The following is a 25,101-nucleotide window of genomic DNA, read 5'->3' on the forward strand; positions in this document are numbered from 1 at the left end:
TAATTGCCGCCTTCAACCTTGCTGATGCTGTTGGTCAGCGGAGCGTTGGTGTTGTAGACGTTGTTCGGCGCGGTGAAGTTGACCGAGCCGGACGACTCGCCGACGCCGATGGTAATGCTCTGGCCATTAGCCAGGGTCACGACCAGCGGGCTGCCGGTGACCGGCGCGCTGACGGACGCGGTGTAAGTGACCACGCCGCCTTCGATGACCGAGGCGTTGGCGGTCAACGTGACCGTGCTGGTATCGATGGTATCGCTGACATTGGTCACGGCTTCGGCCGGGTTGACCGCCAGATTCTCGAAGTCACCGCCAGTAGTGCCGGTGACACCCACTTTGACCTGACCGGCGTCTTTGTAGACGTCATCAGCCGGTGCCGCGACGGACACTTGGCCTGCGGTCTGGCCGGCGGCGATGTTGATGGTCGCGCCGTTGCTCAGGGTCACGGTCATCGCCGTGCCCGCCGGGTTGCTCAGCGTGGCGGTGTAGACGATCTGACCACCTTCGGCGACATCGCCGGTAGCGCTCAGCACCAGGTTCGTAGTGGCCTGGGTATCCGGGCTGTCGGTGACGGTAGTGGTCGGGTTACCTGCGGTTTCGAGCTGCTCGTAGTTGCCGCCTTCGACCTTGGTGATGCTGTTGGTCAGCGGAGCGTTGGTGTTGTAGACGTTGTTCGGTGCGGTGAAGTCGACCGAGCCGGACGACTCGCCCACGCCGATGGTAATGCTCTGACCGTTGGCCAAGGTCACGACCAGTGGCGAACCGGTGACCGGTGACGACACCGAGGCGGTATAGGTGACCACGCCACCTTCCACGACCGAAGCATTGGCAGTGAGGGTCACGGTCGACGTATCGATGGTGTCGCTGACATTGGTCACGGCTTCGGCCGGGTTGACCGCCAGATTCTCGAAGTCGCCGCCGGTAGTGCCGGTGACACTCACTTTGACCTGACCGGCGTCTTTGTAGACGTCATCGGCCGGTGCGGCGACCGTCACCTGGCCAGAGGTCTGGCCGGCGGCGATGTCGATGGTTGAGCCGTTGCTCAGGGTCACGGTCATTGCCGTGCCGGCTGGGTTGCTCAGGGTCGCGGTGTAGACGATCTGCCCGCCTTCGGCGACATCGCCGGTGGCACTCAGCACCAGGTCCGTGGTGGCTTGGGTCGCTGGGCTGTCGGTGACGGTAGTGGTCGGGTTACCTGCGGTTTCGAGCTGCTCGTAATTACCGCCTTCGACCTTGCTGATGCTGTTGGTCAGCGGAGCATTGGTGTTGTAGACGTTGTTCGGTGCAACGAAGTTGACCGAACCGGACGACTCACCGACGCCAATGGTGATGCTCTGCCCGTTGGCCAGGGTCACAACCAGTGGCGAACCGGTCACCGGCGCCGACACCGAAGCGGTGTACACCACGGTACCGCCCTCGACCACGCTTGGAGTGGCGGTCAGGGTGACGGTCGACGTGTCGATGGTGTCGCTGACATTGGTCACAGCTTCGGCCGGGTTGACCGCGAGCTTCTCGAAGTCGCCACCAGTTGTACCGGTGACACTCACTTTGACCTGACCGGCGTCTTTGTAGACGTCATCGGCCGGCGCCGCGACCGTTACCTGGCCAGAGGACTGGCCGGCAGCGATAGCGATGGTCGCGCCGTTGCTCAGGGTCACGGTCATTGCCGTGCCCGCCGGGTTGCTCAGGGTGGCGGTGTAGACGATCTGACCGCCTTCGGCGACATCGCCGGTGGCACTCAGCACCAGGTCCGTGGTGGCTTGGGTCGCCGGGCTGTCGGTGACGGTAGTGGTCGGGTTACCTGCGGTTTCGAGCTGCTCGTAATTACCGCCTTCGACCTTGCTGATGCTGTTGGTCAGCGGAGCATTGGTGTTGTAGACGTTGTTTGGTGCGGTGAAGTTGACCGAACCGGACGACTCACCGACGCCAATGGTGATGCTCTGCCCGTTGGCCAGGGTCACAACCAGTGGCGAACCGGTCACCGGCGCCGACACCGAAGCGGTGTAAACCACGGTACCGCCCTCGACCACGCTTGGAGTGGCGGTCAGGGTGACGGTCGACGTGTCAATGGTATCGCTGACGTTGGTCACGGCTTCGGCTGGATTGACCGCCAGCTTCTCGAAGTCGCCGCCGGTGGTACCGGTGACACTCACTTTGACCTGACCGGCGTCTTTGTAGACGTCATCGGCCGGTGCGGCGACCGTTACCTGGCCAGTGGTCTGGCCGGCGGCGATGTTGATGGTCGCGCCGTTGCTCAGGGTCACGGTCATTGCCGTGCCGGCTGGGTTGCTCAGGGTGGCGGTGTAGACGATCTGGCCGCCCTCGGCGACATCGCCGGTGGCGCTCAGCACCAGGTCCGTGGTGGCTTGGGTCGCTGGGCTGTCGGTGACGGTAGTGGTCGGATTACCTGCAGTGTCGAGCTGCTCGTAGTTACCGCCTTCAACCTTGGTGATGCTGTTGGTCAGCGGAGCGTTGGTGTTGTAGACGTTGTTCGGCGCGGTGAAGTTGACCGAACCGGAGGACTCGCCGACACCGATGGTGATGCTCTGGCCATTAGCCAGGGTTACCACCAGCGGGCTGCCCGTGACCGGGGCGCTAACGGAAGCGGTGTAAGTGACCACGCCGCCTTCGATGACCGAAGCGTTAGCAGTGAGGGTGACGGTCGACGTGTCGATGGTGTCGCTGACGTTGGTGACAGCTTCAGCCGGGTTGACCGCGAGCTTCTCGAAGTCGCCACCGGTGGTGCCGGTGACACTCACTTTGACCTGGCCGGCGTCTTTGTAGACGTCATCGGCCGGCGCCGCGACCGTCACCTGGCCAGAGGTCTGGCCGGCAGCGATAGCGATGGTCGCGCCGTTGCTCAGGGTCACGGTCATCGCCGTGCCCGCTGGGTTGCTCAGCGTGGCGGTGTAGACGATTTGACCGCCTTCAGCGACATCGCCGGTCGCGCTCAACACCAGGTCGGTGGTGGCTTGGGTATCCGGGCTGTCGGTGACGGTGGTGGTCGGGTTACCCGCAGTTTCGAGCTGCTCGTAATTGCCGCCTTCGACCTTGCTGATGCTGTTGGTCAGCGGAGCATTGGTGTTGTAGACGTTGTTCGGCGCGGTGAAGTTGACCGAACCGGAGGACTCGCCGACACCGATGGTGATGCTCTGGCCATTAGCCAGGGTTACCACCAGCGGGCTGCCCGTGACTGGCGCCGACACCGAGGCGGTATAGGTGACCACGCCACCTTCCACGACCGAAGCATTGGCAGTGAGGGTCACGGTCGACGTGTCGATCGTGTCGCTGACGTTGGTGACAGCTTCGGCCGGGTTAACCGCCAGCTGCTCGAAGTCACCGCCGGTGGTGCCGGTGACACTCACTTTGACCTGGCCGGCGTCTTTATAGACGTCATCGGCCGGTGCCGCGACCGTCACTTGGCCAGTCGTTTGACCGGCGGCGATGTTGATGGTCGCGCCGTTGCTCAGGGTCACGGTCATCGCCGTGCCGGCTGGGTTGCTCAGGGTCGCCGTGTAGACGATCTGGCCGCCCTCGGCGACATCGCCGGTGGCGCTCAGCACCAGGTCCGTGGTGGCTTGGGTCGCTGGGCTGTCGGTAACCGTGGTGGTCGGATTACCTGCAGTGTCGAGCTGCTCGTAATTGCCGCCTTCTACCTTGGTGATGCTGTTGGTCAGCGGAGCGTTGGTGTTGTAGACGTTGTTCGGCGCAGTGAAGTTGACCGAACCGGACGACTCGCCGACGCCGATGGTGATGCTCTGGCCATTGGCCAAGGTGACCACCAGCGGGCTACCGGTGACTGGTGCGCTGACGGAGGCGGTGTACACCACAGTACCGCCCTCGACCACGCTTGGAGTGGCGGTCAGGGTCACGGTCGACGTGTCAATGGTATCGCTGACATTGGTCACGGCTTCGGCCGGGTTGACCGCCAGATTCTCGAAGTCACCGCCAGTAGTGCCGGTGACACCCACTTTGACCTGACCGGCGTCTTTGTAGACGTCATCGGCCGGTGCGGCGACCGTTACCTGGCCAGTGGTCTGGCCGGCGGCGATGTTGATGGTCGCGCCGTTGCTCAGGGTCACGGTCATTGCCGTGCCGGCTGGGTTGCTCAGGGTGGCGGTGTAGACGATCTGGCCGCCCTCGGCGACATCGCCGGTGGCGCTCAGCACCAGGTCCGTGGTGGCTTGGGTCGCTGGGCTGTCGGTGACGGTAGTGGTCGGATTACCTGCAGTGTCGAGCTGCTCGTAGTTACCGCCTTCGACCTTGGTAATGCTGTTGGTCAGCGGAGCGTTGGTGTTGTAGACGTTGTTCGGCGCGGTGAAGTTGACCGAACCGGACGATTCACCGACGCCGATGGTGATGCTCTGGCCGTTGGCCAGGGTCACAACCAGTGGCGAACCGGTCACCGGCGCCGACACCGAAGCGGTGTACACCACGGTGCCGCCCTCGACCACGCTTGGAGTGGCGGTCAGGGTGACGGTCGACGTGTCGATGGTGTCACTGACGTTGGTGACAGCTTCAGCCGGGTTGACCGCGAGCTTCTCGAAATCGCCACCGGTGGTGCCGGTGACACTCACTTTGACCTGACCGGCGTCCTTGTAGACGTCATCGGCCGGCGCAGCGACCGTCACCTGGCCAGTCGTTTGACCGGCGGCGATGTTGATGGTCGCGCCATTGCTCAGGGTCACGGTCATCGCCGTGCCGGCTGGGTTGCTCAGCGTGGCGGTGTAGACGATCTGACCGCCTTCGGCGACATCGCCGGTAGCGGTCAACACCAGATTGGTGGTGGCCTGGGTATCCGGGCTGTCGGTGACGGTAGTGGTCGGGTTGCCCGCAGTTTCGAGCTGCTCGTAGTTACCGCCTTCGACCTTGGTGATGCTGTTGGTCAGCGGAGTATTGGTGTTGTAGACGTTGTTCGGCGCGGTGAAGTTGACCGAGCCAGACGACTCGCCGACGCCGATGGTGATGCTCTGGCCGTTGGCCAGCGTGACCACCAGCGAGCTCCCGGTGACCGGCGCGCTGACGGAAGCGGTATACACCACGGTGCCGCCCTCGACCACGCTTGGAGTGGCGGTCAGGGTGACGGTCGACGTATCGATGGTATCGCTGACGTTGGTGACGGCTTCGGCTGGATTAACGGCCAGATTCTCGAAGTCGCCACCGGTGGTGCCGGTGACACTCACTTTGACCTGGCCGGCGTCCTTGTAGACGTCATCGGCCGGCGCAGCGACGGTGACTTGACCGACAGTTTGGCCGGCGGCGATAGCGATGGTCGCGCCGTTGCTCAGGGTCACAGTCATTGCCGTGCCGGCTGGGTTGCTCAGCGTGGCGGTGTAGACGATCTGACCGCCTTCGGCGACATCGCCGGTGGCACTCAGCACCAGGTCCGTGGTGGCCTGGGTTTCAGGACCGTCGGTCACGGTAGTAGTCGGGTTACCTGCGGTTTCTAGCTTCTCGTAATTGCCACCCGACACTTCACTGATGCTATTAGTCAGCGGAGCGTTGGTGTTGTAGACGTTGTTCGGTGCGGTGAAGTTGACCGAGCCGGACGATTCACCGACGCCGATGGTGATGCTCTGACCGTTGGCCAGGGTCACAACCAGTGGCGAACCGGTGACCGGTGCCGACACCGAGGCGGTATAGGTGACCACGCCACCTTCCACGACCGAAGCATTGGCAGTGAGGGTCACGGTCGACGTATCGATCGTGTCGCTGACGTTGGTGACAGCTTCAGCCGGGTTGACCGCGAGCTTCTCGAAGTCGCCACCGGTGGTGCCGGTGACACTTACTTTGACCTGACCGGCGTCTTTGTAGACGTCATCCGCCGGTGCGGCGACCGTTACCTGGCCTGCGGTCTGGCCGGCCGCGATGTTGATGGTCGCGCCGTTGCTCAGGGTCACGGTCATCGCCGTGCCCGCTGGGTTGCTCAAAGTCGCGGTGTAGACGATCTGCCCGCCTTCGGCGACATCGCCGGTGGCGCTCAGCACCAGGTCCGTGGTGGCTTGGGTCGCTGGGCTGTCGGTGACCGTGGTGGTCGGCGTGCCTGCAGTTTCGAGCTGCTCGTAGTTACCGCCATCGACCTTGGTGATGCTGTTGGTCAGCGGGGCGTTGGTGTTGTAGACGTTGTTCGGCGCGGTGAAATCGACCGAACCGGAGGACTCGCCCACGCCGATGGTAATGCTCTGACCGTTGGCCAAGGTCACGACCAGTGGCGAACCGGTGACCGGTGCGCTGACGGAAGCGGTGTAAGTGACCACGCCGCCTTCGATGACCGAGGCATTAGCGGTCAACGTGACCGTGCTGGTATCGATGGTATCGCTGACGTTGGTGACGGCTTCGGCTGGATTAACGGCCAGATTCTCGAAGTCGCCACCGGTGGTGCCGGTGACACTCACTTTGACCTGGCCGCCATCTTTGTAGACGTCATCGGCCGGGGCCGCGACGGTGACCTGGCCAGTCGTTTGACCGGCGGCGATGTTGATGGTCGCGCCGTTGCTCAGGGTCACGGTCATCGCCGTGCCGGCCGGGTTGCTCAGCGTGGCGGTGTAGACGATCTGGCCGCCTTCGGCGACATCGCCGGTGGCACTCAGCACCAGGTTGGTGGTGGCCTGGGTGTCAGGACCGTCGGTCACGGTAGTAGTCGGATTACCTGCAGTGTCGAGCTGCTCGTAGTTACCGCCTTCAACCTTGCTGATGCTGTTGGTCAGCGGAGCGTTGGTGTTGTAGACGTTGTTCGGTGCGGTGAAGTTGACCGAGCCGGACGACTCACCGACGCCAATGGTGATGCTCTGGCCGTTGGCCAGCGTGACCACCAGCGGGCTACCGGTGACCGGCGCGCTGACGGAAGCGGTGTACACCACGGTGCCGCCCTCGACCACGCTTGGAGTGGCGGTCAGGGTCACGGTCGACGTGTCGATCGTGTCGCTGACGTTGGTCACGGCTTCGGCCGGGTTGACCGCCAGCTTCTCGAAGTCGCCACCGGTGGTGCCAGTGATGGTGGTTTTGACTTGGCCGGCGTCTTTGTAGACGTCATCGGCCGGCGCGGCAACAGTGACCTGGCCAGTCGTTTGACCGGCAGCGATGTTGATGGTCGCACCGTTGCTCAGGGTCACGGTCATCGCCGTGCCGGCTGGGTTGCTCAAGGTGGCGGTGTAGACGATCTGGCCGCCTTCGGCGACATCGCTAGTCGCGCTCAGCACCAGGTCCGTGGTGGCTTGGGTCGCTGGGCTGTCGGTAACCGTGGTGGTCGGCGTGCCTGCAGTTTCGAGCTGTTCGTAGTTACCACCTTCGACCTTGCTGATGCTGTTGGTCAGCGGGGCATTGGTGTTGTAGACGTTGTTCGGCGCGGTGAAGTTGACCGAACCGGACGATTCACCGACGCCGATGGTGATGCTCTGGCCGTTGGCCAGGGTCACGACCAGCGGCGAACCAGTCACAGGTGCCGACACCGAGGCGGTGTACACCACGGTGCCGCCCTCGACCACGCTTGGAGTGGCGGTCAGGGTGACGGTCGACGTGTCGATGGTGTCACTGACGTTGGTGACAGCTTCAGCCGGGTTGACCGCGAGCTTCTCGAAATCGCCACCGGTGGTGCCGGTGACACTCACTTTGACCTGGCCGGCGTCCTTGTAGACGTCATCGGCCGGCGCAGCGACGGTGACTTGACCGACAGTTTGGCCGGCGGCGATAGCGATGGTCGCGCCGTTGCTCAGGGTCACGGTCATCGCCGTGCCCGCCGGATTGCTCAAGGTGGCGGTGTAGACGATCTGGCCGCCTTCGGCGACATCGCCAGTGGCGCTCAGCACCAGGTTGGTGGTGGCTTGGGTGTCCGGGCTGTCAGTGACCGTGGTGGTCGGGTTGCCCGCAGTTTCGAGCTGCTCGTAATTGCCGCCTTCGACCTTGGTAATGCTGTTGGTCAGCGGAGCATTGGTGTTGTAGACGTTGTTTGGCGCAACGAAGTCGACCGAGCCGGACGACTCGCCGACGCCGATGGTGATGCTCTGGCCATTGGCCAGGGTCACGACCAGCGGCGAACCGGTGACCGGTGCCGACACCGAGGCGGTATAGGTGACCACGCCACCTTCCACGACCGAAGCATTGGCAGTGAGGGTCACTGTCGACGTATCGATCGTGTCGCTGACGTTGGTGACAGCTTCAGCCGGGTTGACCGCCAGATTCTCGAAATCACCGCCGGTGGTGCCGGTAACACTCACTTTGACCTGGCCGGCGTCCTTGTAGACGTCATCGGCCGGGGCCGCGACGGTCACCTGGCCAGTCGTTTGACCGGCGGCGATAGCGATGGTCGCGCCATTGCTCAAGGTCACGGTCATCGCCGTGCCCGCTGGGTTGCTCAGCGTCGCGGTGTAGACGATTTGACCGCCTTCAGCGACATCGCCAGTCGCGCTCAGCACCAGGTCAGTGGTGGCCTGAGTGTCCGGGCTGTCGGTGACCGTGGTGGTCGGGTTGCCCGCAGTTTCGAGCTGCTCGTAGTTGCCGCCTTCGACCTTGCTGATGCTGTTGGTCAGCGGAGCATTGGTGTTGTAAACGTTGTTCGGAGCGGTGAAGTTGACCGAGCCGGACGACTCGCCGACACCGATGGTGATGCTCTGGCCGTTGGCCAGGGTGACCACCAGCGGGCTGCCGGTAACTGGTGCACTGACGGAGGCGGTATAGGTGACGACTCCACCTTCTACCACCGAGGCATTGGCAGTCAGGGTGACTGTAGAGGTGTCGATGCTGTCCGTGATAATGGTCACAGCGTCCAGCGGATTGATCGACAACTGCTCGAAGTTGCCGCCGGTGGCACCAGTGATGGTGGTGCTGACCGTCGAACCATTGTTGTAAACATCATTGGCTGGCGTCTGGAAGTCCACGCTACCGGTGGTCTTGCCCGCTTCAACGGTAACGGTCTGGCCATTCGACAGGGTCACAGTCACCGGAGTCTGGGCTGGGTTGCTCAGGGTCACGGTGTAAGTGATCACCCCACCTTCGGTCACGCTTGGAGACGCAGTGAGGGTCACGGTGGTCGTATCGACCGAGTCCGAAATCACGGTCTCGGCAGGCGCCGGATTCGGCGTCAGCTGCTCGAAATTGCCGCCGGTGGCACCGGTGATGGTGGTACTGACCGTGGAACCATTGGCGTAAACATCATTGGCTGGCGTCTGGAAGTCCGCGCTACCGGTGGTCTTGCCCGCTTCAACGGTAACGGTCTGGCCATTCGACAGGGTCACAGTCACCGGAGTCTGGGCTGGGTTGCTCAGGGTCACGGTGTAAGTGATCACCCCGCCTTCGGTCACGCTTGGAGACGCAGTGAGGGTCGCGGTGGTCGTATCGACCGAGTCTGAAATAACGGTCTCGGCAGGCGCCGGATTCGGCGCCAGCTGCTCGAAGTTGCCGCCGGTGGCACCGGTGATGGTGGTGCTGACCGTCGAACCATTGGCGTAAACGTCATTGGCCGGCGTCTGGAAGTCCACGCTGCCGGTGGTCTTGCCCGCTTCAACGGTAACGGTCTGGCCATTCGACAGGGTCACAGTCACCGGAGTCTGAGCAGGGTTGCTCAAGGTCACGGTGTAGGTGATCACGCCGCCTTCGGTCACGCTTGGCGAGGCGGTAAGGGTGGCAGTAGTAGTATCGACGGTATCGGTGATCTGGGTGACTGCTGGCGTTTGCGGTACGGTAACCGTCAGGCCGCCGCCCCCGGTGGTGCCAGTAACGGTCGTGGCGATCTGGCCGCCATCGATGTAGGGCGTATCGTTAGCGGGAATCGTGACGCTGACGGTGCCGCTGGTTTGCCCGGCCGGGATGACCACGACGGCGCCATTCGACAGCGTGATGGTCAGGGCGGAAGTGGGTGCTTGGCCGACCGTCGCGGTATAGACGATAACGCCACCCGCTTCGGAGATGGAAGGGGTGGCGCTGAGGGTGAGCCCAGTGGCGACCGTTGTCGGCGTATCGGCTGTGGTGGTGTTGCCGTCGGTATCCAGCCCGCCGACCTCATCGCTGTTCAATCCGGCGGCGAAGCCCAGCGGGTCTGTCGGGAAGCCGATGGTCGGGTCCACAGAGCCTGCGGTTTCTTCCAGCAATACAAAACTGTGACCCCCGCCAACCGAGCCACCGCCTGCCGCTGCAGGCCCTGCTGCCGGCGCTTCCAGTTCGGTCGTCGGGTCCACGCCAGCAGCGATGGCTTGCTGCAGCTCTTCTACCGACGGCGCGGCTTGCGCGGTGGCCTGGCCCAGGTCGGTGCTGCTGTCTGGCGCATCGGCGCTCCACTGGCTGTCACGGCCCAAATCGAGCAGGCGCCCATCCGCCAGCTCAAGCGTAACGGCGCCGCCCGGGCCGGTGAGAACTTCTTCACCGGCCAACAGGCGATCGCCTTCGATCAGTACGCGCCGGATGCCTTCTGGGGATACTGCGATGACTTGGCCAACAATACTTTTAACGATGGCTACAACGCTGCTCATTGGACTCTCCGGGTTACCCGATCTGATCTACTTCCATGCTCCGAGCGGCGTTGATGAGCCACTGCAGGCGGAACTGTGTCGATAATGTTCCCGACATATTTGACGTCAAAATATCGTCTATAACTGTCGGCTATTAACTTTATGCCAAACTATTGACCTTATGATCGCCATCCTAAACAATCGGCAATGTAATGTCACATTGATATTTGAACGTTTGCTACTCCTTCCTTTAGTACTAATACCAGTGCCCCGTCGGAAGCTGCTCATCGGTCAAATCAGGTTGTCATTTTCCAAACCTGAACCGCTTCGACCGTGATTCAGGACAACAGCGCCCTCGGGGATCAGTAAAAAATGCGTGCGTCACTGTTTACCGCTCTTCCATTCGCCTTTGCCGCCACTTTCGTACAAGCACAAACCTTGCCCGAAGCCATGCAGAAAGCCCTCGAGGTGCACCCGGAGGTCCAAGCCGGGGTCAATGCCCGCGTGGCTGCCGACTACCAACTGCGAGCGGCCAAGGGCGGCTATTTGCCGCGGGTGGACATAACCGCAGGCTACGGCCGTGAAGGGACCGACAGCCCGAGTACCGCCAACCGCTGGGAAACGATGAATCGAGGAGAGTCAGCAATCCGTCTCCGGCAAATGGTTTTTGACGGTTTTGCCACCTCCAGCGAAGTCGGGCGTCAACAAGCCACCGCGAATGCCCGCGCTTATTCGCTGATGGGTACCTCGGAACGCACAGCGCTCGATGTGGCCCAGGTGTATCTGGATGTGCTGTCACGACGCGAGATGGTGCGCCTTGCCGAGGAGAACCTGCGCAATCACGAACGGATCCTCGACCAGATCAAACTGCGTACCAGCCGTGGTGTGGGCCGGCTGGCCGACCTCGATCAGGCCGAAGCCCGCTTGGCGCAAGCGCGCAACAACTTGATCACCGAGCAGACCAACCTTGCCGACGCCAACACCAACTTCCTCAGCGTGGTAGGCCAGATGCCAGATGAACTGAGCGCCCCAGCGCCGTTCATCGACCTGCTGCCGGCAACGCTGGATGAGGCGCGCGCGCAGATGGTCGAGAGCAGCCCGGTATTGCGCTCTGCCGAGTCGGATATCGCCGCGGCAGAAAAACAGTACGACGCAGCGAAGTCGAGCTTCTATCCACGGTTCGATGCAGAACTCGGACGAACGGCCGATAACAACGTTGATGGGACCGTTGGCCATAGCAATGAGTGGCAGGCCATGCTGAGAATGAACTTCAACCTGTACGCGGGTGGCAGCAACAAGGCAGACCTGGAATCCAAGTCGTACCTGGCCAACCAGGCGCTGGATATTCGCAACAATGCCCTGCGCCAGTTGAACGAAGAACTGGGGTTGGCATGGAATGCGCAGGAGAATGCCAATGCCCAGGTGCCGATCGCCCAGCAGTACGTCGATCACAGCAACCGGGTGCGCAGCGCCTATCAGCAGCAGTTCAGCCTTGGTGAACGCACCCTGCTCGACTTGCTCGACAGTGAAAATGAAACCTTCACTGCCCAGCGCCGTCTGGTGGAGGTGAAGAACATACAATTGTTTACTCAGTACCGAATCAAGGCGACCATTGGCCAACTGCTCAAAAGTCAGGGTGTCGTCGCCCCGATGGCCACCGTTGTGCAGAATGATTTGAAACCGCGAGTGAACCTGCCAGGCATGAACTGAGGCGCACCCGCACCATCTACCCGCAAGGATGAGAGAGCGCCGCGTGGAATCCGAAGTCAGTCGAGTCCAACTCACCCACGATCCACGCAGTCAGCACGATGACCCGTTGCTGGATAGCCTGCTGACGCTGTGTGTTCTGCACCAGAAGCCCGCGAGCCGGGCCATGCTGACCACCGGCCTGCCCTTGCCGGCCCAGCGCCTGAGCCCCGATCTACTGCCGCGTGCCGCAGCTCGGGCCGGGCTGCAAGGGCGCCTGCTGCAGCGCAAGCTGGAGCAGATCCCGAGCATCGCCATGCCGGCCATGTTGCTGCTCAATGAGGGCCGCTGCGCCGTGCTGCTGGGTTGGGAAAACCAGGACACCGCCCGCCTGCTGCTCAGCGAGAGCGACGGCGGTGAGGTGCTGGTCAGCCGCGAGGCGCTGCAGGGCGACTACAGCGGCAAAGTGTTCTTCGCCCAGCCGCAGCACAAGTTCGACGTCAATCACGGCAACCTCATCCCGCGCGCCCGCTCCTGGTTCCGCGACACGCTGATGCGCAGCAAGTGGCTGTACATCGACGCCATCGCGGCCAGCCTGGTGATCAACTTGATTGCACTGGCCGCGCCACTGTTCGTGATGAACGTGTACGACCGGGTGGTGCCCAACCAGGCCACTTCGACGTTGTGGGTGCTGGCTGCGGGCATCGGCTTTGCCTATGTGTTCGACCTGATACTCAAAGGCCTGCGCGGGCTTTGCCTCGACCTTGCCGGCAAGAAGACCGACCTGATCATTTCGGCGACGCTGTTCGAGCGTATCGTGGGTATGTCGATGAAGTACCGCCCTGCGAGGGTCGGTAGCTTTGCCCAGAACATCCACGAATTCCAAGGCCTGCGCGATTTTCTGGCCTCGCTTACGCTGACCACCCTGATCGACCTGCCGTTTACCCTGCTGATCCTGCTGGTGATTGCCATCATCGGCGGGCACCTGGTGTGGATCCCGGTCCTGGCCTTCCCGTTGGCTCTGGGCATCGGCTATGCCCTGCAGAAGCCGCTGATGGCTACCATGGAGCGCACCATGGCGTTGGCATCGGAGCGCCAGTCCAGCCTCATCGAAACGCTGGCCGGCCTGGATGCTGTAAAGGTCAACAACGCCGAAAGCGAACGCCAGTACATGTGGGAGCAGACCCTCGGCACCCTCAGCCGCCTCGAGCTGCGCGTGAAAGTGCTGTCGAGCCTGGCGATGAACATCACCATGCTGATCCAGCAGCTGGCGGGGGTGGCGATGATCTGCGTGGGCGTTTACCTGATCATCGATGGCAACCTCAGCATGGGCGGCCTGGTTGCCTGCTACATGCTCAGCGGTCGGGCACTTGGCCCGCTTGGCTCGCTGAATGGCTTGCTGGCCCGCTATCAGCAGGCCAAGGTGACCATGGTGGCCACCGACCAGATGATGGAGCTGCCGCAGGAGCGCAATTTCGAGGAGCGGCCGCTGAGCCGTCAGGTACTGCAGGGCGCGGTTGAGTTCCGCGGTGTCGACTTCACCTACCCCAATCAGCAGAACCAGGCGCTCAGGGGCATCAACCTGAATATCCGCCCGGGCGAGAAGGTAGGTATCATCGGCCGCAGCGGCTCGGGCAAGAGCTCGCTGGCCAAGCTCATCGTCGGCCTGTACGAGGCAGACAACGGCTCGTTGCTGGTGGATGGCGTGGATATCCGCCAGATCGACGTCAGCGAGCTGCGCCACAACATCGGTTATGTCCCACAAGACATTCAGCTGCTGGCAGGGACCCTGCGCGACAACCTGGTCAGCGGCGCCCGCTACATCGAAGACGAACTCATCCTGCAAGCTGCCGAACTGGCCGGCGTGCATGAGTTCGCTCGCCTGCACCCCGACGGCTATGAGCTGCAGGTTGGTGAACGCGGCCAGAACCTTTCCGGGGGCCAGCGACAGAACGTTGCCCTGGCCAGGGCGCTGCTGCTCAACCCGCAAATTCTGCTGCTGGACGAACCCACCAGCGCCATGGACAACACCGGCGAAGAACGCCTCAAGCAGCGCTTGGCGGCGGTGGTGGAAGGCAAGACCGTGCTGCTGGTAACCCACCGGGCATCGTTGCTGTCGCTGGTGGACCGGTTGATCGTGATCGACCGTGGACAGATCGTTGCGGATGGCCCGAAGGCCGCCGTCATGGATGCGCTGAAGAAGGGGCAGATCAGTGTTGCATAAGCTGGATATGGGGCGGTTCAAGGATAATTTGCGCCGCTATTTCAAGGGTTCCGAGTCGCTCGTCGGGCAACCCCTGCCCGAGGTCAAGAAGGCCCTGGTCGAAGATGCGCCGCGCATCGTGCGCCTGACCATCTGGGGCATCATCGCGTTCTTCCTGGTCATGATCATCTGGGCCAGCGTGGCCCCCATCGATGAAGTGACCCGCGGCGAAGGCAAGGCGATACCCTCCTCTAAGGTGCAGAAAATTCAGAACCTGGAAGGGGGTATCGTCGCGCAGATTTATGCCAAGGAGGGTCAGATCGTCGAAGTCGGTGAGCCGTTGCTGCGGCTTGACGAAACCCGCTTTGCGTCCAATGTGGGTGAAACTGAAGCCGACCGCCTGGCCATGGCCCTGCGCGTACAGCGCCTTAGCGCCGAAGTGGACGACAAGCCGCTGCAGATCGACGAAGAACTGCGCAAGGCCGCCCCAAGCCAAGCGGCCAGCGAGCAGTCGTTGTACCTGAGCCGGCGCCAGCAACTGCAGGACGAGATCAGCGGCCTGGAACAGCAACTGGTGCAAAAACAGCAGGAGCTTCGCGAATTCACCTCCAAGCGGGCACAGTACGCCAACAGCCTGCAGCTGCTGCGCCAAGAGATCGCCATGTCCGAACCCTTGGTAGCCCAAGGGGCGATTTCACAGGTTGAAGTGCTGCGCCTGCGCCGCGCCGAAGTTGAGAACCGCGGCCAGATGGACTCTACCGCGCTGGCCATCCCACGCGCCGAAGCGGCCATCAAGGAAGTGCAGAGCAAGATCGAGGAAACCCGCGGCAAGTTCCGCAGCGATGCACTGACCCAACTCAACGAAGCCCGCACCGAGTTGAACAAGGCAACCGCCACGGGCAAGGCCCTGGATGACCGGGTCAACCGCACCATGGTCACCTCGCCGGTGCGCGGCATCGTCAAGCAGTTGCTGGTCAATACCGTCGGCGGAGTGATCCAGCCGGGCAGCGATATCGTCGAAATCGTGCCGCTGGATGACAGCCTTGTGGTCGAAGCGAAGATCCTGCCCAAGGACATCGCCTTCCTTCACCCGGGCCAGGAAGCAACGGTCAAGTTTACGGCTTACGACTACACCATCTACGGGGGCCTGAAGGCCAAGCTTGAGCAGATCGGTGCCGACACCATCACCGATGAAGACAAGAAAACCACCTACTACCTGATCCGGTTGCGCACCGAACGGAGTCACCTGGGTACCGACGAGAAGCCCTTGCTGATCATCCCGGGCATGGTAGCCACAGTGGATATCATGACTGGCAAGAAGACCATCATGAGCTACCTGCTCAAGCCGATCATGAAAGCCCGCTCCGAGGCCCTGCGCGAACGCTGATCGCCGCAGCTATCGGCACTGAGGGTGCGGCCTGCACCCTCAGGTCGCATTCAGCGCCAGGGGGCAGGCTCACCGACCAGCTGCCCCTGGATGCCCTCTACGCCCATCTCCGCCAGCACTAGCCGCTCACCTTCGGTCTCGACCCGCTCGGCAACCAACGGCAGGTCGATGCTGTGCGCCGCGCGCTGGATCGCCTCGATGAACAGGCGTTTGTGCTGCTCGTGGTCGATGTTGCGAATGTAGCTGCCGTCGATCTTCAGGTAGGCCAGGCCCAGGTGCGCCAGGTTGCCGATCATGCTGAACCGGCCACCGAAACGCTGCAGCGCCAGCCCGAACCCTAGCCCGTGCAAGCGCCGGGTCAATTGCTCGAGCACAGCTTGCGCGGGCAATTGTTCTTCACCGATCTCCAGAACCAGGCGCGGCCCGAGTGCGGCATGCTGGCCGAGCAGTTCGTAAACCCGCTGCAAAGCCTTGGGGTCGGCCAAGGTGGCTGCGGACAGGTTGAGCGCCAGCACTTCAGCATGGCTACGCAGGTGCGCCAGCACCTTTTCCAGCACCAGTACATCCAGCCGTGGCATCCAGCCAAAACGCTCCAGCCATGGTAGGAACCGCCCAGCCGGCAGCGGCTCGCCCTGATCATCGTGCAGCCGCGAAATCACTTTGTGGTGCAGCACACGGTGCACCACCTTGCAATCAACCACCGGCTGGAAGAACAGTTCGAACTGGCCTTTGACGAAGGCCTGGTCAAGCCGCGTGTGCCAGTCATGATGGCTATCGCCAGCCACTGCTGCCGCGCCCTGCTCCAGGCACACCCAGCCTGGCGTTGGCTGGTTTTCGGCACGCGCCAGGGCCTCATCGGCAAGCTTCAGCAGCGCTTGAGGTGCGTCTCCAGGGCTGAAGGGGGCCAGGCCGATACAAGCCACCGGGTCAACGTCGGTGGCGCCAGTCTCGTGCAGGCTCTGCAAGGTGGCCTCGAGGGCCTGGGCGAGCTGCACGGCCTCTTCGTGCACCATCCCAGGCGCCAGCACAGCGAATTCACCACCACGGCTGCGGGATATGAGGTCTTTGGTTTCGGGGAATGTTGCGCAAGTACGCCGCAGCTGTTCGCCCACCGCCTGCAGCAACTGGTCGGTGCGCTGACCACCCAGGCGGGCATTGAGCCCGGTAAGGTCCTGGACACGCAGCAACAGCAAATAGCCAGCGCGTGCTTCTTCCAGGTTACTGACCCGGGTGGTCAATTGCATTTCGAAGTAACGGCGGTTGGACAGCCCGGTCAGGCTGTCCTGATAGGATTCGGTACGCAACCGCTCACTACGCTCTGCCTGCTCGGTGAACAGCGCCTTGAGCTTTTCGACCATCTGGTTCATCGCCTGCACCACCCGACGCAGCTCGGGCGTGCGCGGCAACTCTGGCAGGCTCAGGAACTCGCGGCGGGCGATGGCGTGGGACTGTTCAACCATGTAATCGAGCGGGCGCAACTGGCGGCGTAGCAGCAAGGCACCGAGCACGGCGCTGGCCGCACCGCAGAGCAGCAGCCAGCCCAGGCTGCCCAGGGCGCTCTGCCACAGCTTGGCGATGGCGAACATCGGATGGCTGATTACTTCGACCCGCGCGGCCTGCTGCCAGCCGCGGCTGACGATGGCATCACCACCGGCCGGTTCCAGGCCGATCAAATGGGTGAACCAGGCAGGGACGCCACCCGGGTCAGGTTCGGCATGTCGCTCCACCAGCACGGCATTGGACGCCAGATCGACCACTTTGATGCTGGAGTAATAGCCACTGTCGAAAATCGAACTGATCATCAGCTCGACCATGGCCGGGTCGTCGATATTTGGCGTGAGTGACAGCGCCAGCGCCGTGGCTGCGTCCTGGGCATGCGAGCGCAGCTGGTTGACGTATTGGCTGCGCGAGCTCTCCAGGCTGACCATGAAGCTGCCGCTGAAGGCGACCACCAGGAACAGGCAAATGGCCAACAGTAATTGTTTGAACAGTGACATCTGTGCTCCTTCAGTAAACCGGTTCGGCCGGGAACCCTTCGGCCTGCATTTTCTTCAGCACGTCCTGCCAGCGTGACAGGCGCTTGGTGTCGCCGACTTTCTTGTTGCCCGCTGCCCCCGTCAACCACAAGCCTTCGCCGTTGAAGGCGTACACGGGTAGCAGGTCTGTTCGCTGGCTGGCCGGCTTGATGGCGTCCATCAGGCTGTCGAGCACCAGGGGCTGGGCCTGTGGGCTTGAATAATAGGTCAGCACCATGTGCGCGCGGTTTTGGCGCAGGGCCTTGACGTACGTGATGCGCAGCTTCTCGCTGGGGATGCCCATGCGCCGCAGGCTGAAATACTTGGCGATGGCGTAATCCTCGCAATCGCCGGCGCCCTTGATCAAAGCCTGGATCGGCGTGGCCCAGTAATCGACTTCGTGCCACAGGTCGATGTCTTCGACGTAGCGTAATTGCTGGTTGAAAAACAGGTTGACCGCCTGCAGCCGCTGCAGCTCGGACCCCTGGCTTTGTGCAACCATCAGTTGCTGCCAGGCGTCGATGCGGCCCTTCCCCGCCCCCAGCGGGCCGTATAAGGCCTGTGATTTGCGGCTGATCTGGGAAAAATCCCAGTCTGCATGCAAGCCGCCCAGCAGCAAGCAACCCAGCAGAACAGCAAGGCCTACACGTCGTACGGCGGTTTTGAGCAGCCAGGGTATCGCCACTGCAAAGACCTGTTCAGACCAATCGAAAGCAGCGATGGTGCGGCCTGCAAGCGTAAAAAACAATGGCACCCTGCAATCATGCGTGGCGGTGGCAAGCCCGCTATAACTTTCTTGATAGCGCTTGGTATATGTCGCTTCCTTTGCCAAGCGACTTCATACACCATATCCCATGGCCTTGTATCGTTCGCTCCGCTGCGAGCGTCGGTTTGACAAGGCCCCTTGCCTATTACTAGTGTCATTGGATCCAACTTTTCGTCGTCGAGGCAGACTCCGCGTGGCCGAGAAAATCAAACTGAGCAATGTGCTGGCCAGCGAGCAACTGCCGGCACACCTGGCCCGTGCCGTGATCGAAGAGCGCGTGCGCAGCGCCATTCTCGATGGCCGCCTGCCGCCCGGCACAGCCGTGCGCCAGCAAGAACTCGCCACCCTGTATGGCGTCAGCCGCATGCCTGTGCGCGAGGCTTTGCGCCAGCTCGAGGCGCAATCGCTAGTGAACGTGGAGATGCACAAGGGCGCGGTCGTCGCGCCCCTGATCGGCGAAGACGCGGTCGATACCTACGCGCTGAGGGTATTGCTCGAGTCCGAGGCGCTGCGCCAGTCCATTCCGCTGCTCGATGCCGACGACATTGCTCGCGCCCGTGGCTATATCCAGCAGCTGGAAAACGAAACCCGCCATGCCGAAATCGGCCGCCTCAACCGGCTCTTTCACATGGCGCTGTATGGCAAGGCGCCAAACCAGAAGCTGCTGCGCCTGATCGAGAACGAGCTCAACGAGGAAGAACGCTTTCTGCGCTTCCACCTGTCGTCGATGGGGCTGGGCAAGCTGACCCAGGACGATCACAACGCGCTGGCGGACGCCGCCAGTGACAAGCTGGTAGATGAAGCCGTGAGGGTGCTGGAGCAGCACCTGAACAATGGTGCTCGGGTGATCAGGACTTACCTGGACAAGCAATCGCGCAACTGAGTGGGCCGGCTGCAAATGAAAGTTGCAAACAGCACCCGCTCCGGCAAACAATGAGACTAATTATCATTTATGCCGATTGCTCGTCATGCCCTCGAATGACTCCGTGCACACGCTCTATAGTGATCACCACAGCTGGCTGAATACGTGGCTGCGCAGCAAGCTTGGCAATGCCGCTGATGCTGCGGACCTTGCCCAGGACACCTTCGTGCGGCTGCTGCAACGCCATGAGCAGCTTCAGCTGAACGCGCCACGAGCCTTCCTGCGCACAATCGCCCGCGGCCTGGTCATCGACCACTGGCGGCGTGAAGAGCTGCACCGTGCTTATCTGCAAGCCCTGGCACACGTTCCCGAGGGGCAGGTGCCCTCGGCCGAAACCCGCGAACTGCTGCTGGAGCTGCTGGAACGCATCGCGCGAATGCTCGACGGGCTCAAACCCAAAGTACGCCGCGCGTTCCTGCTGGCCCAATGTGAAGGGTTGAGCCACAAGGCCATCGCCGAACAGATGGGCATCTCTCTGCGCTCGGTTGAGCGGCACGTGGCCGATGCGCTCTACCACTGCTACCTGTTGCGCTACGAAGACGAACGCTGACATGGCGCCCTCCTCCAAAGCCGTCAAACAGGCTATTCACTGGATGCTCCGCCTGCGGGAAAGCCGCAACGACCCGGTGTTGGCACAGCAATGCGAGCGGTGGCGAAATACCCAACACGAGCATGAGCTGGCCTGGCAACGCGTGACGAGCCTGCAACAGGATCTCGACCTGCGCGCCATTCCCGGAGCGGGCGTCGCACTGCAGACCTTGGAAACCAGCCAACGGCGCCTGCACCGGCGCCAGGCGCTGAAGCTGCTGGGCGGCGCTGCAATGGTAGGGTCGGCGGGCTGGCTGGCCAAAGACCTCGATACCATCAGTGCCTGGACCTCGGACTATGCCACCGCTACCGGCGAACGCCGCACCGTCCACTTGCCCGACGGCTCTCTGCTGCAACTCAACACAAGCACCGCAGTAGACCTGGCGTTCACCGAGCAACAGCGCATGGTTCGCCTCAAGCACGGCGAGCTGATGCTCACGTGTAGCCAAACACCGTACAAAGGGCAGCCGCTGCTGGTGCAGACCCGTGATGCCCTGCTGGAGGGCTTCGAAGGGCGGTTTGTGGTCCGCCAGGATGCCGACTGCACGCGGGTCAGCGTCAGCCAGGGCAGGGTTGCCATACACCACCCAGGTACAGGCGAACTGCAATGGATGGCCGACGGCCAGAACTGGCGGATAGACGCATTGGGGGCGCACCGCCTGGCGCAAGTCGACATGGACGCTGCAGCGTGGGCGGATGGGCTGATCGTCACCCGTGACATGCGCCTGGCCGATTTCCTCGCGCAGGTGAGCCGTTATAGGCATGGATACCTCGGCTGCAGTGACGATATCGCCGATTTGCGCCTGTCTGGGGTATTCCGCCTGGAAAACCCGGACCAATTGCTGCAGTTGCTGCCACAGACGCTGCCAGTCCAGCTTCGCCAACGTACACGCTGGTGGATACGGATCGAGCGTGTGGCCTGATTCGACATCAGCAAGAAATTTCTGGCGGGTTTTGACGACGCGTCCGGCTAGGACAGTAAGCAACTCCATCTGCCCTATAACGACTCGACGGACTTCGACATGCCCATGGCTTCACCCTCAGCGTACCTCGCTACCGAGAATGATTTTCGACCTGTCTTGAATTCAGCCAGGCTGCGCAAGGCGGTACGCGCCGCTCTGTTCGGCACCGCCCTTGGCATCAGCGGCGCGCCAATACTGGCGAACGCCGCCGAACCGGCGCAGCTGAGCCAGCAATACGCGATCGCACCAGGCCCGCTGAACGAAGTGCTCAACCAATTTGCCCGCCAGGCTGGCATCACCCTATCGAGCACCCCGCAATTGACCGGCGAGAAACACTCGAACGGCCTGCAGGGGCAGTACCCGACAGACCAAGCACTGCGCCAGTTGCTCAATGGCACTGGCCTGGAGGCTACCAGCGCGGACGGCCGCAGCTATGTGCTGCACGCCCAGCCTGCAGAAGCCGCGTTGTCACTGCCTGATACCGATGTGCGCAGCTTCACCCTCGGCAACGCCTTGGGCAGCATGGACGGTTACAACGCCACCCACAGCCAGGTTGCGACCAAGACCAGCATGCCGCTGGTGGAAACCTCGCAATCGGTGTCGGTAGTGACCCGCCAACAGATCGATGACCAGGGCTCGCAGACTGTCGCCCAGGCCATGCGCTACACCCCCGGCGTGCTGACCAACCCCTATGGCGCAACGCATCGCTATGACTATGTGGCGATGCGCGGCTTCAACGACGGCTCGGTGGACAACATCTACGTCGATGGCCTGAAGTCCATGGGTGATAACGGCACCTACAGCACCATGCAGGTAGACCCGTATTTCATCGAGCGTATCGACATCCTCAAAGGCCCTTCCTCGGTGCTCTATGGCCGTAGCTCTCCGGGCGGGCTGGTGGCGCTGACCACCAAGAAGCCGCTGTTCGAGGCTTACCATCAGGTACAGGCCACTGTCGGCACACAGGGCCAGCGTGGCATGGGTTTCGACTTCAGCGGCCCACTGGATGACGATAAGCGCATCGCCTACCGACTGACCGGGCTGGCGGATGCTTCCGACACGCAGTTCGACCACAACAAGGAAGAGCGCTACGCCATCGCGCCCGCGATCAGCATCGACTTTACCGAGGACACCTCGCTGACACTGCAGGCCTACCTGCAGCACGACCCCAACGGTGGCTACCATGGCGGCAACCCGGCCGATGGCATGCTGCACAAGCGCAATGGCTTGAGGCTGTCCGATCACTTCTTCGAAGGCGAGCCGGGCATCGATAACTATGAACGCACCCAGCAGTCGTTCAGCTACCAGTTCGAGCATCGATTCAACGATGTCTTCACCGCACGGCAGAACTTCCGCTACCAGGATTCCGACGTGTCGATGGACCAGGTCTACTCCGCAGGCTGGGCAGATGCTGACAGCAACATCCTCAACCGCGCCTATACCGGGGGTGACGAGCGCCTGCACTCCTACATCATCGACAACATGCTGCAGGCGGAATTCTTCACCGGCGCGGCCAAGCACACAGTGTTGCTGGGCACCGACTATCAACGGCGCAAGGCCGATGTGGCCTGGCGCTATGGCACCGTCAACCCGCTGGATGCCGGCAACCCGCAATACGGCAATGGCAACCTTCAGGTACTCGGCGAAAACCGCTATCAGCGCCGTTTGCAACAGACTGGGGTATACCTGCAGGACCTGGTCGAGCTGGACCAATGGCGCTTCTCGCTGGGGCTGCGCCAAGACTGGGTAAAAGTTTCGGAAGAAAACCGCGACAGCGACACCCGGGCCAGCGATGACCGCTCGAAGTTCACCACCCGTGCCGGCGTGCTCTACCTGTTCGAGAACGGTATTGCCCCATATGCCAGCTACTCGGAATCCTTCAACCCCAACACCGTGTCCGACCAGGATGGCCGCCCACTGGCGCCGACCGAGGGCACCCAGTGGGAAGCGGGCATCAAGTACCAGCCACCGGGCAGCGATAACCTGTTCACCGCATCGGTATTCCGCATCGAGCAGGAAAACCTGGCGTCCAAGCAGCCGAACGAAGACTTCTACCGCCCTGTTGGTGAGGTGCGTTCTCAGGGCCTGGAGCTGGAAGCCCACGTGCAGGTAACGGACAACCTCAAGGTGCTGGGTGGCTACACCTTTACCGATATCGAATATTCCAAATCGATGCCCAGCCTGGTGTCGGGTCTCGACAACAAAGGCAACTCACCGACCCAGGCACCGAAGCAGATGTTCTCGCTGTGGGCGGACTACAACTTCCACCAAGGGCCGCTGGACGGCCTGCGCCTCGGTGGCGGCCTGCGGTACGTGGGCTACAGCTGGGTGGATGCGGAAAACAGCATGAAGGTCCCCTCCTATACCCTGTTCGACGCCTCGGTGGGCTACGACCTCGGCAAGGTGGGGCTCAAGGGTGTGGATGTGCGCCTGAATGCCAACAACCTCACCAACGAAACCTACGTCACATCGTGTGCCAGCTTGAACTACTGCTACATGGGTGAAGAGCGCAATGTCAGCGCTACGGTCAGTTATCAGTTCTGACGGGATTCAACTTGGTTGCAAAGCCAGCACCTGACTTCAGGCGCTGGCTTTTTCGTTTCTGGTGTTTTTGGGAGCTTGGCTAGATGCGTCAATTCTCTGTACTGCTGCACCGTTACCTGGGGCTGGTGACTGCGGTGTTCCTTGCGCTTGCTGGCCTGACTGGCAGCGTACTTGCGTTTCATCACGAACTGGACGAGTGGCTGAACCCGGGTTTCTATGACGCGCCGGCCAAAGGGGTTGTTCAACAGCCTGGGGTACTTGTGGATAAATTACAGGCGCAACATCCTCGCCTGCAGGTCTGGTACATGGAGTATCCACAGGAGGCTGGGCACTCTGCCCTGCTGGCCATGGTGCCGCGCAATGATCCTCAGACCGGCGAGCCGTATGCCGAAAAGAACACTGTGTTCTATATGGACCCTGTCAGCGGCCAGGCGCTGGGCCAACGCTATTGGGGCGAATGTTGCTTCTCGCGAGAGAACTTCATGCCGTTCATCCTCGAGCTGCATTACAGCCTGACGCTGCCGGGCAATTGGGGCCTGCTGTTGATGGGCGTGGTGGCCATCCTGTGGGTTGTGGATTGTTTCATTGCCGTGTTGCTGACCTTGCCCCGGGGGCGACCTTTCTGGCGCAAGTGGGCAACCGCCTGGAAGATCAAGGGCGGGCATGCCTACCGGCTCAACTTGGATATCCACAGGGCCAGTGGGTTATGGCTTTGGCTGCTCTTGCTGCCGGTGGCGATCAGCAGCGTTGCGATGAACCTGCCAGCCCAGGTGTTCAAGCCGGCAGTGTCGTTGTTCTCACCGGTTGAGCCGAGCGTCTACGAGGCGCGTGGTGCGTTGCCGAAGGAAGAGCTGGGGGTTACCAAGCTGACGTACCAACAGGCCTATCAGCGGGCCTTGGAAGAAGGCTCGCGGCTAGGGCTTACGGCTGCCATTGGCGAGCTGTACTACAGCTTCGAATACAACTTCTACGGTGCCGGCTTTGGCCAGCACGATACCGATGCCCACGGTAAGTCCTGGTTGTTCTTCCATGGCACCGATGGTCATCTGCTCGGCCAGGAAATCGCCGGGCAAGGCACGCTGGGTGAGCAGTTCTATCGGTTGCAGCTACCCATACATGGCGGGCGGATCATCGGTATGACCGGGCAGATCCTTATTGCGGTATTGGGCATCGTGATTGCCGTGCTGGCCGTCACCGGGGTCTACGTGTGGTGGCGCAAGCTGCAGGCGAGGCGCAAGAGCAAGGCGCGCAAGGTCGCAATGCTGTAGGCCGGAAAAGACAAAGCCCCTGTCTGCAGTGCAGACAGGGGCTTTGGATTTGAATCTTGACGATGACCTACTCTCACATGGGGAAACCCCACACTACCATCGGCGATGCATCGTTTCACTGCTGAGTTCGGGATGGGATCAGGTGGTTCCAATGCTCTATGGTCGTCAAGAAATTCTGTGTGCCGGCCCGTCCTGTGGACGTACCAGCGAATCTCTGTAGTTCCTACTTAAAGACAAAACCCCTACCTGCTCGCGCAGATAGGGGTTTTGCGAAATGAATCTTGACGATGACCTACTCTCACATGGGGAAACCCCACACTACCA

The 25,101-nt window shown here is 61.9% G+C and carries 11 protein-coding genes and 1 rRNA gene; 8 read left to right on the forward strand and 4 right to left on the reverse strand.

Annotation, left to right across the window (positions count from 1 at the left end; genetic code table 11):
- A partial coding sequence (locus tag ACFY68_RS25645) for a retention module-containing protein (RefSeq protein ID WP_387533340.1) occupies positions 1 to 10,457 on the reverse strand: 10,457 nt, incomplete at its 3' end.
- Positions 10,458 to 10,808: 351 nt separating this feature from the next.
- Between ACFY68_RS25645 and ACFY68_RS25650 the strand changes: the two genes are divergently transcribed.
- Genes ACFY68_RS25650 through ACFY68_RS25660 form a run of 3 tightly spaced genes read left to right on the forward strand, consistent with a single transcriptional unit; the run spans position 10,809 to position 15,712 of the window.
- Positions 10,809 to 12,146 carry a TolC family outer membrane protein gene (locus ACFY68_RS25650; protein WP_387533343.1) on the forward strand — a complete coding sequence of 446 codons (1,338 nt, stop codon included), beginning with the start codon at positions 10,809 to 10,811 and terminating at the stop codon, positions 12,144 to 12,146.
- A 43-nt stretch (positions 12,147 to 12,189) separates the two neighbouring features.
- Complete coding sequence (locus tag ACFY68_RS25655; protein ID WP_387533346.1) at positions 12,190 to 14,346, forward strand: type I secretion system permease/ATPase; 2,157 nt, start codon at positions 12,190 to 12,192, stop codon at positions 14,344 to 14,346.
- A 7-nt stretch (positions 14,347 to 14,353) separates the two neighbouring features.
- Positions 14,354 to 15,712, forward strand: coding sequence for an HlyD family type I secretion periplasmic adaptor subunit (locus ACFY68_RS25660; RefSeq protein ID WP_387533364.1), 1,359 nt, complete (start codon positions 14,354 to 14,356; stop codon positions 15,710 to 15,712).
- A gap of 50 nt (positions 15,713 to 15,762) precedes the next feature.
- Here the strand turns inward: ACFY68_RS25660 and lapD are convergent, their stop codons facing one another.
- Both lapD and lapG read right to left on the reverse strand, forming a co-directional pair.
- The gene (gene lapD / locus ACFY68_RS25665; protein WP_387533349.1) at positions 15,763 to 17,709 is read right to left on the reverse strand and encodes a cyclic di-GMP receptor LapD; all 1,947 of its coding nucleotides are present in this window, start codon (positions 17,707 to 17,709) and stop codon (positions 15,763 to 15,765) included.
- Positions 17,710 to 17,719: 10 nt separating this feature from the next.
- Complete coding sequence (gene lapG, locus ACFY68_RS25670) at positions 17,720 to 18,481, reverse strand: cysteine protease LapG (RefSeq protein WP_387533352.1); 762 nt, start codon at positions 18,479 to 18,481, stop codon at positions 17,720 to 17,722.
- Positions 18,482 to 18,686: 205 nt separating this feature from the next.
- On the opposite strand from lapG, the gene ACFY68_RS25675 reads away from it, so the two are divergent.
- The 5 genes from ACFY68_RS25675 to ACFY68_RS25695 all read left to right on the forward strand — a co-directional run bounded on the left by ACFY68_RS25675 (position 18,687) and on the right by ACFY68_RS25695 (position 24,777).
- A complete protein-coding gene (locus tag ACFY68_RS25675; protein ID WP_387533355.1) occupies positions 18,687 to 19,376 on the forward strand; it encodes a GntR family transcriptional regulator in 690 nt (229 codons plus the stop codon).
- An 85-nt stretch (positions 19,377 to 19,461) separates the two neighbouring features.
- On the forward strand, positions 19,462 to 19,965 hold the full coding sequence (locus ACFY68_RS25680) for a sigma-70 family RNA polymerase sigma factor (protein WP_346616188.1): 504 nt from the start codon (positions 19,462 to 19,464) through the stop codon (positions 19,963 to 19,965).
- Between the two features lies 1 nt (position 19,966).
- Entirely contained in the window at positions 19,967 to 20,926 is a 960-nt protein-coding gene (locus ACFY68_RS25685; RefSeq protein ID WP_387533358.1) for a FecR domain-containing protein, read from the forward strand.
- Positions 20,927 to 21,097: 171 nt separating this feature from the next.
- Entirely contained in the window at positions 21,098 to 23,509 is a 2,412-nt protein-coding gene (locus ACFY68_RS25690; protein ID WP_387533367.1) for a TonB-dependent siderophore receptor, read from the forward strand.
- An 83-nt stretch (positions 23,510 to 23,592) separates the two neighbouring features.
- The gene (locus tag ACFY68_RS25695) at positions 23,593 to 24,777 is read left to right on the forward strand and encodes a PepSY-associated TM helix domain-containing protein (protein ID WP_387533361.1); all 1,185 of its coding nucleotides are present in this window, start codon (positions 23,593 to 23,595) and stop codon (positions 24,775 to 24,777) included.
- A gap of 54 nt (positions 24,778 to 24,831) precedes the next feature.
- Here ACFY68_RS25695 and rrf read toward each other — a convergent pair.
- Positions 24,832 to 24,947 (reverse strand): 5S ribosomal RNA (rrf, locus tag ACFY68_RS25700).
- Positions 24,948 to 25,101: the final 154 nt, after the last annotated feature.

Source organism: Pseudomonas sp. NPDC012596 (assembly GCF_042902325.1).
Lineage (GTDB): Bacteria > Pseudomonadota > Gammaproteobacteria > Pseudomonadales > Pseudomonadaceae > Aquipseudomonas.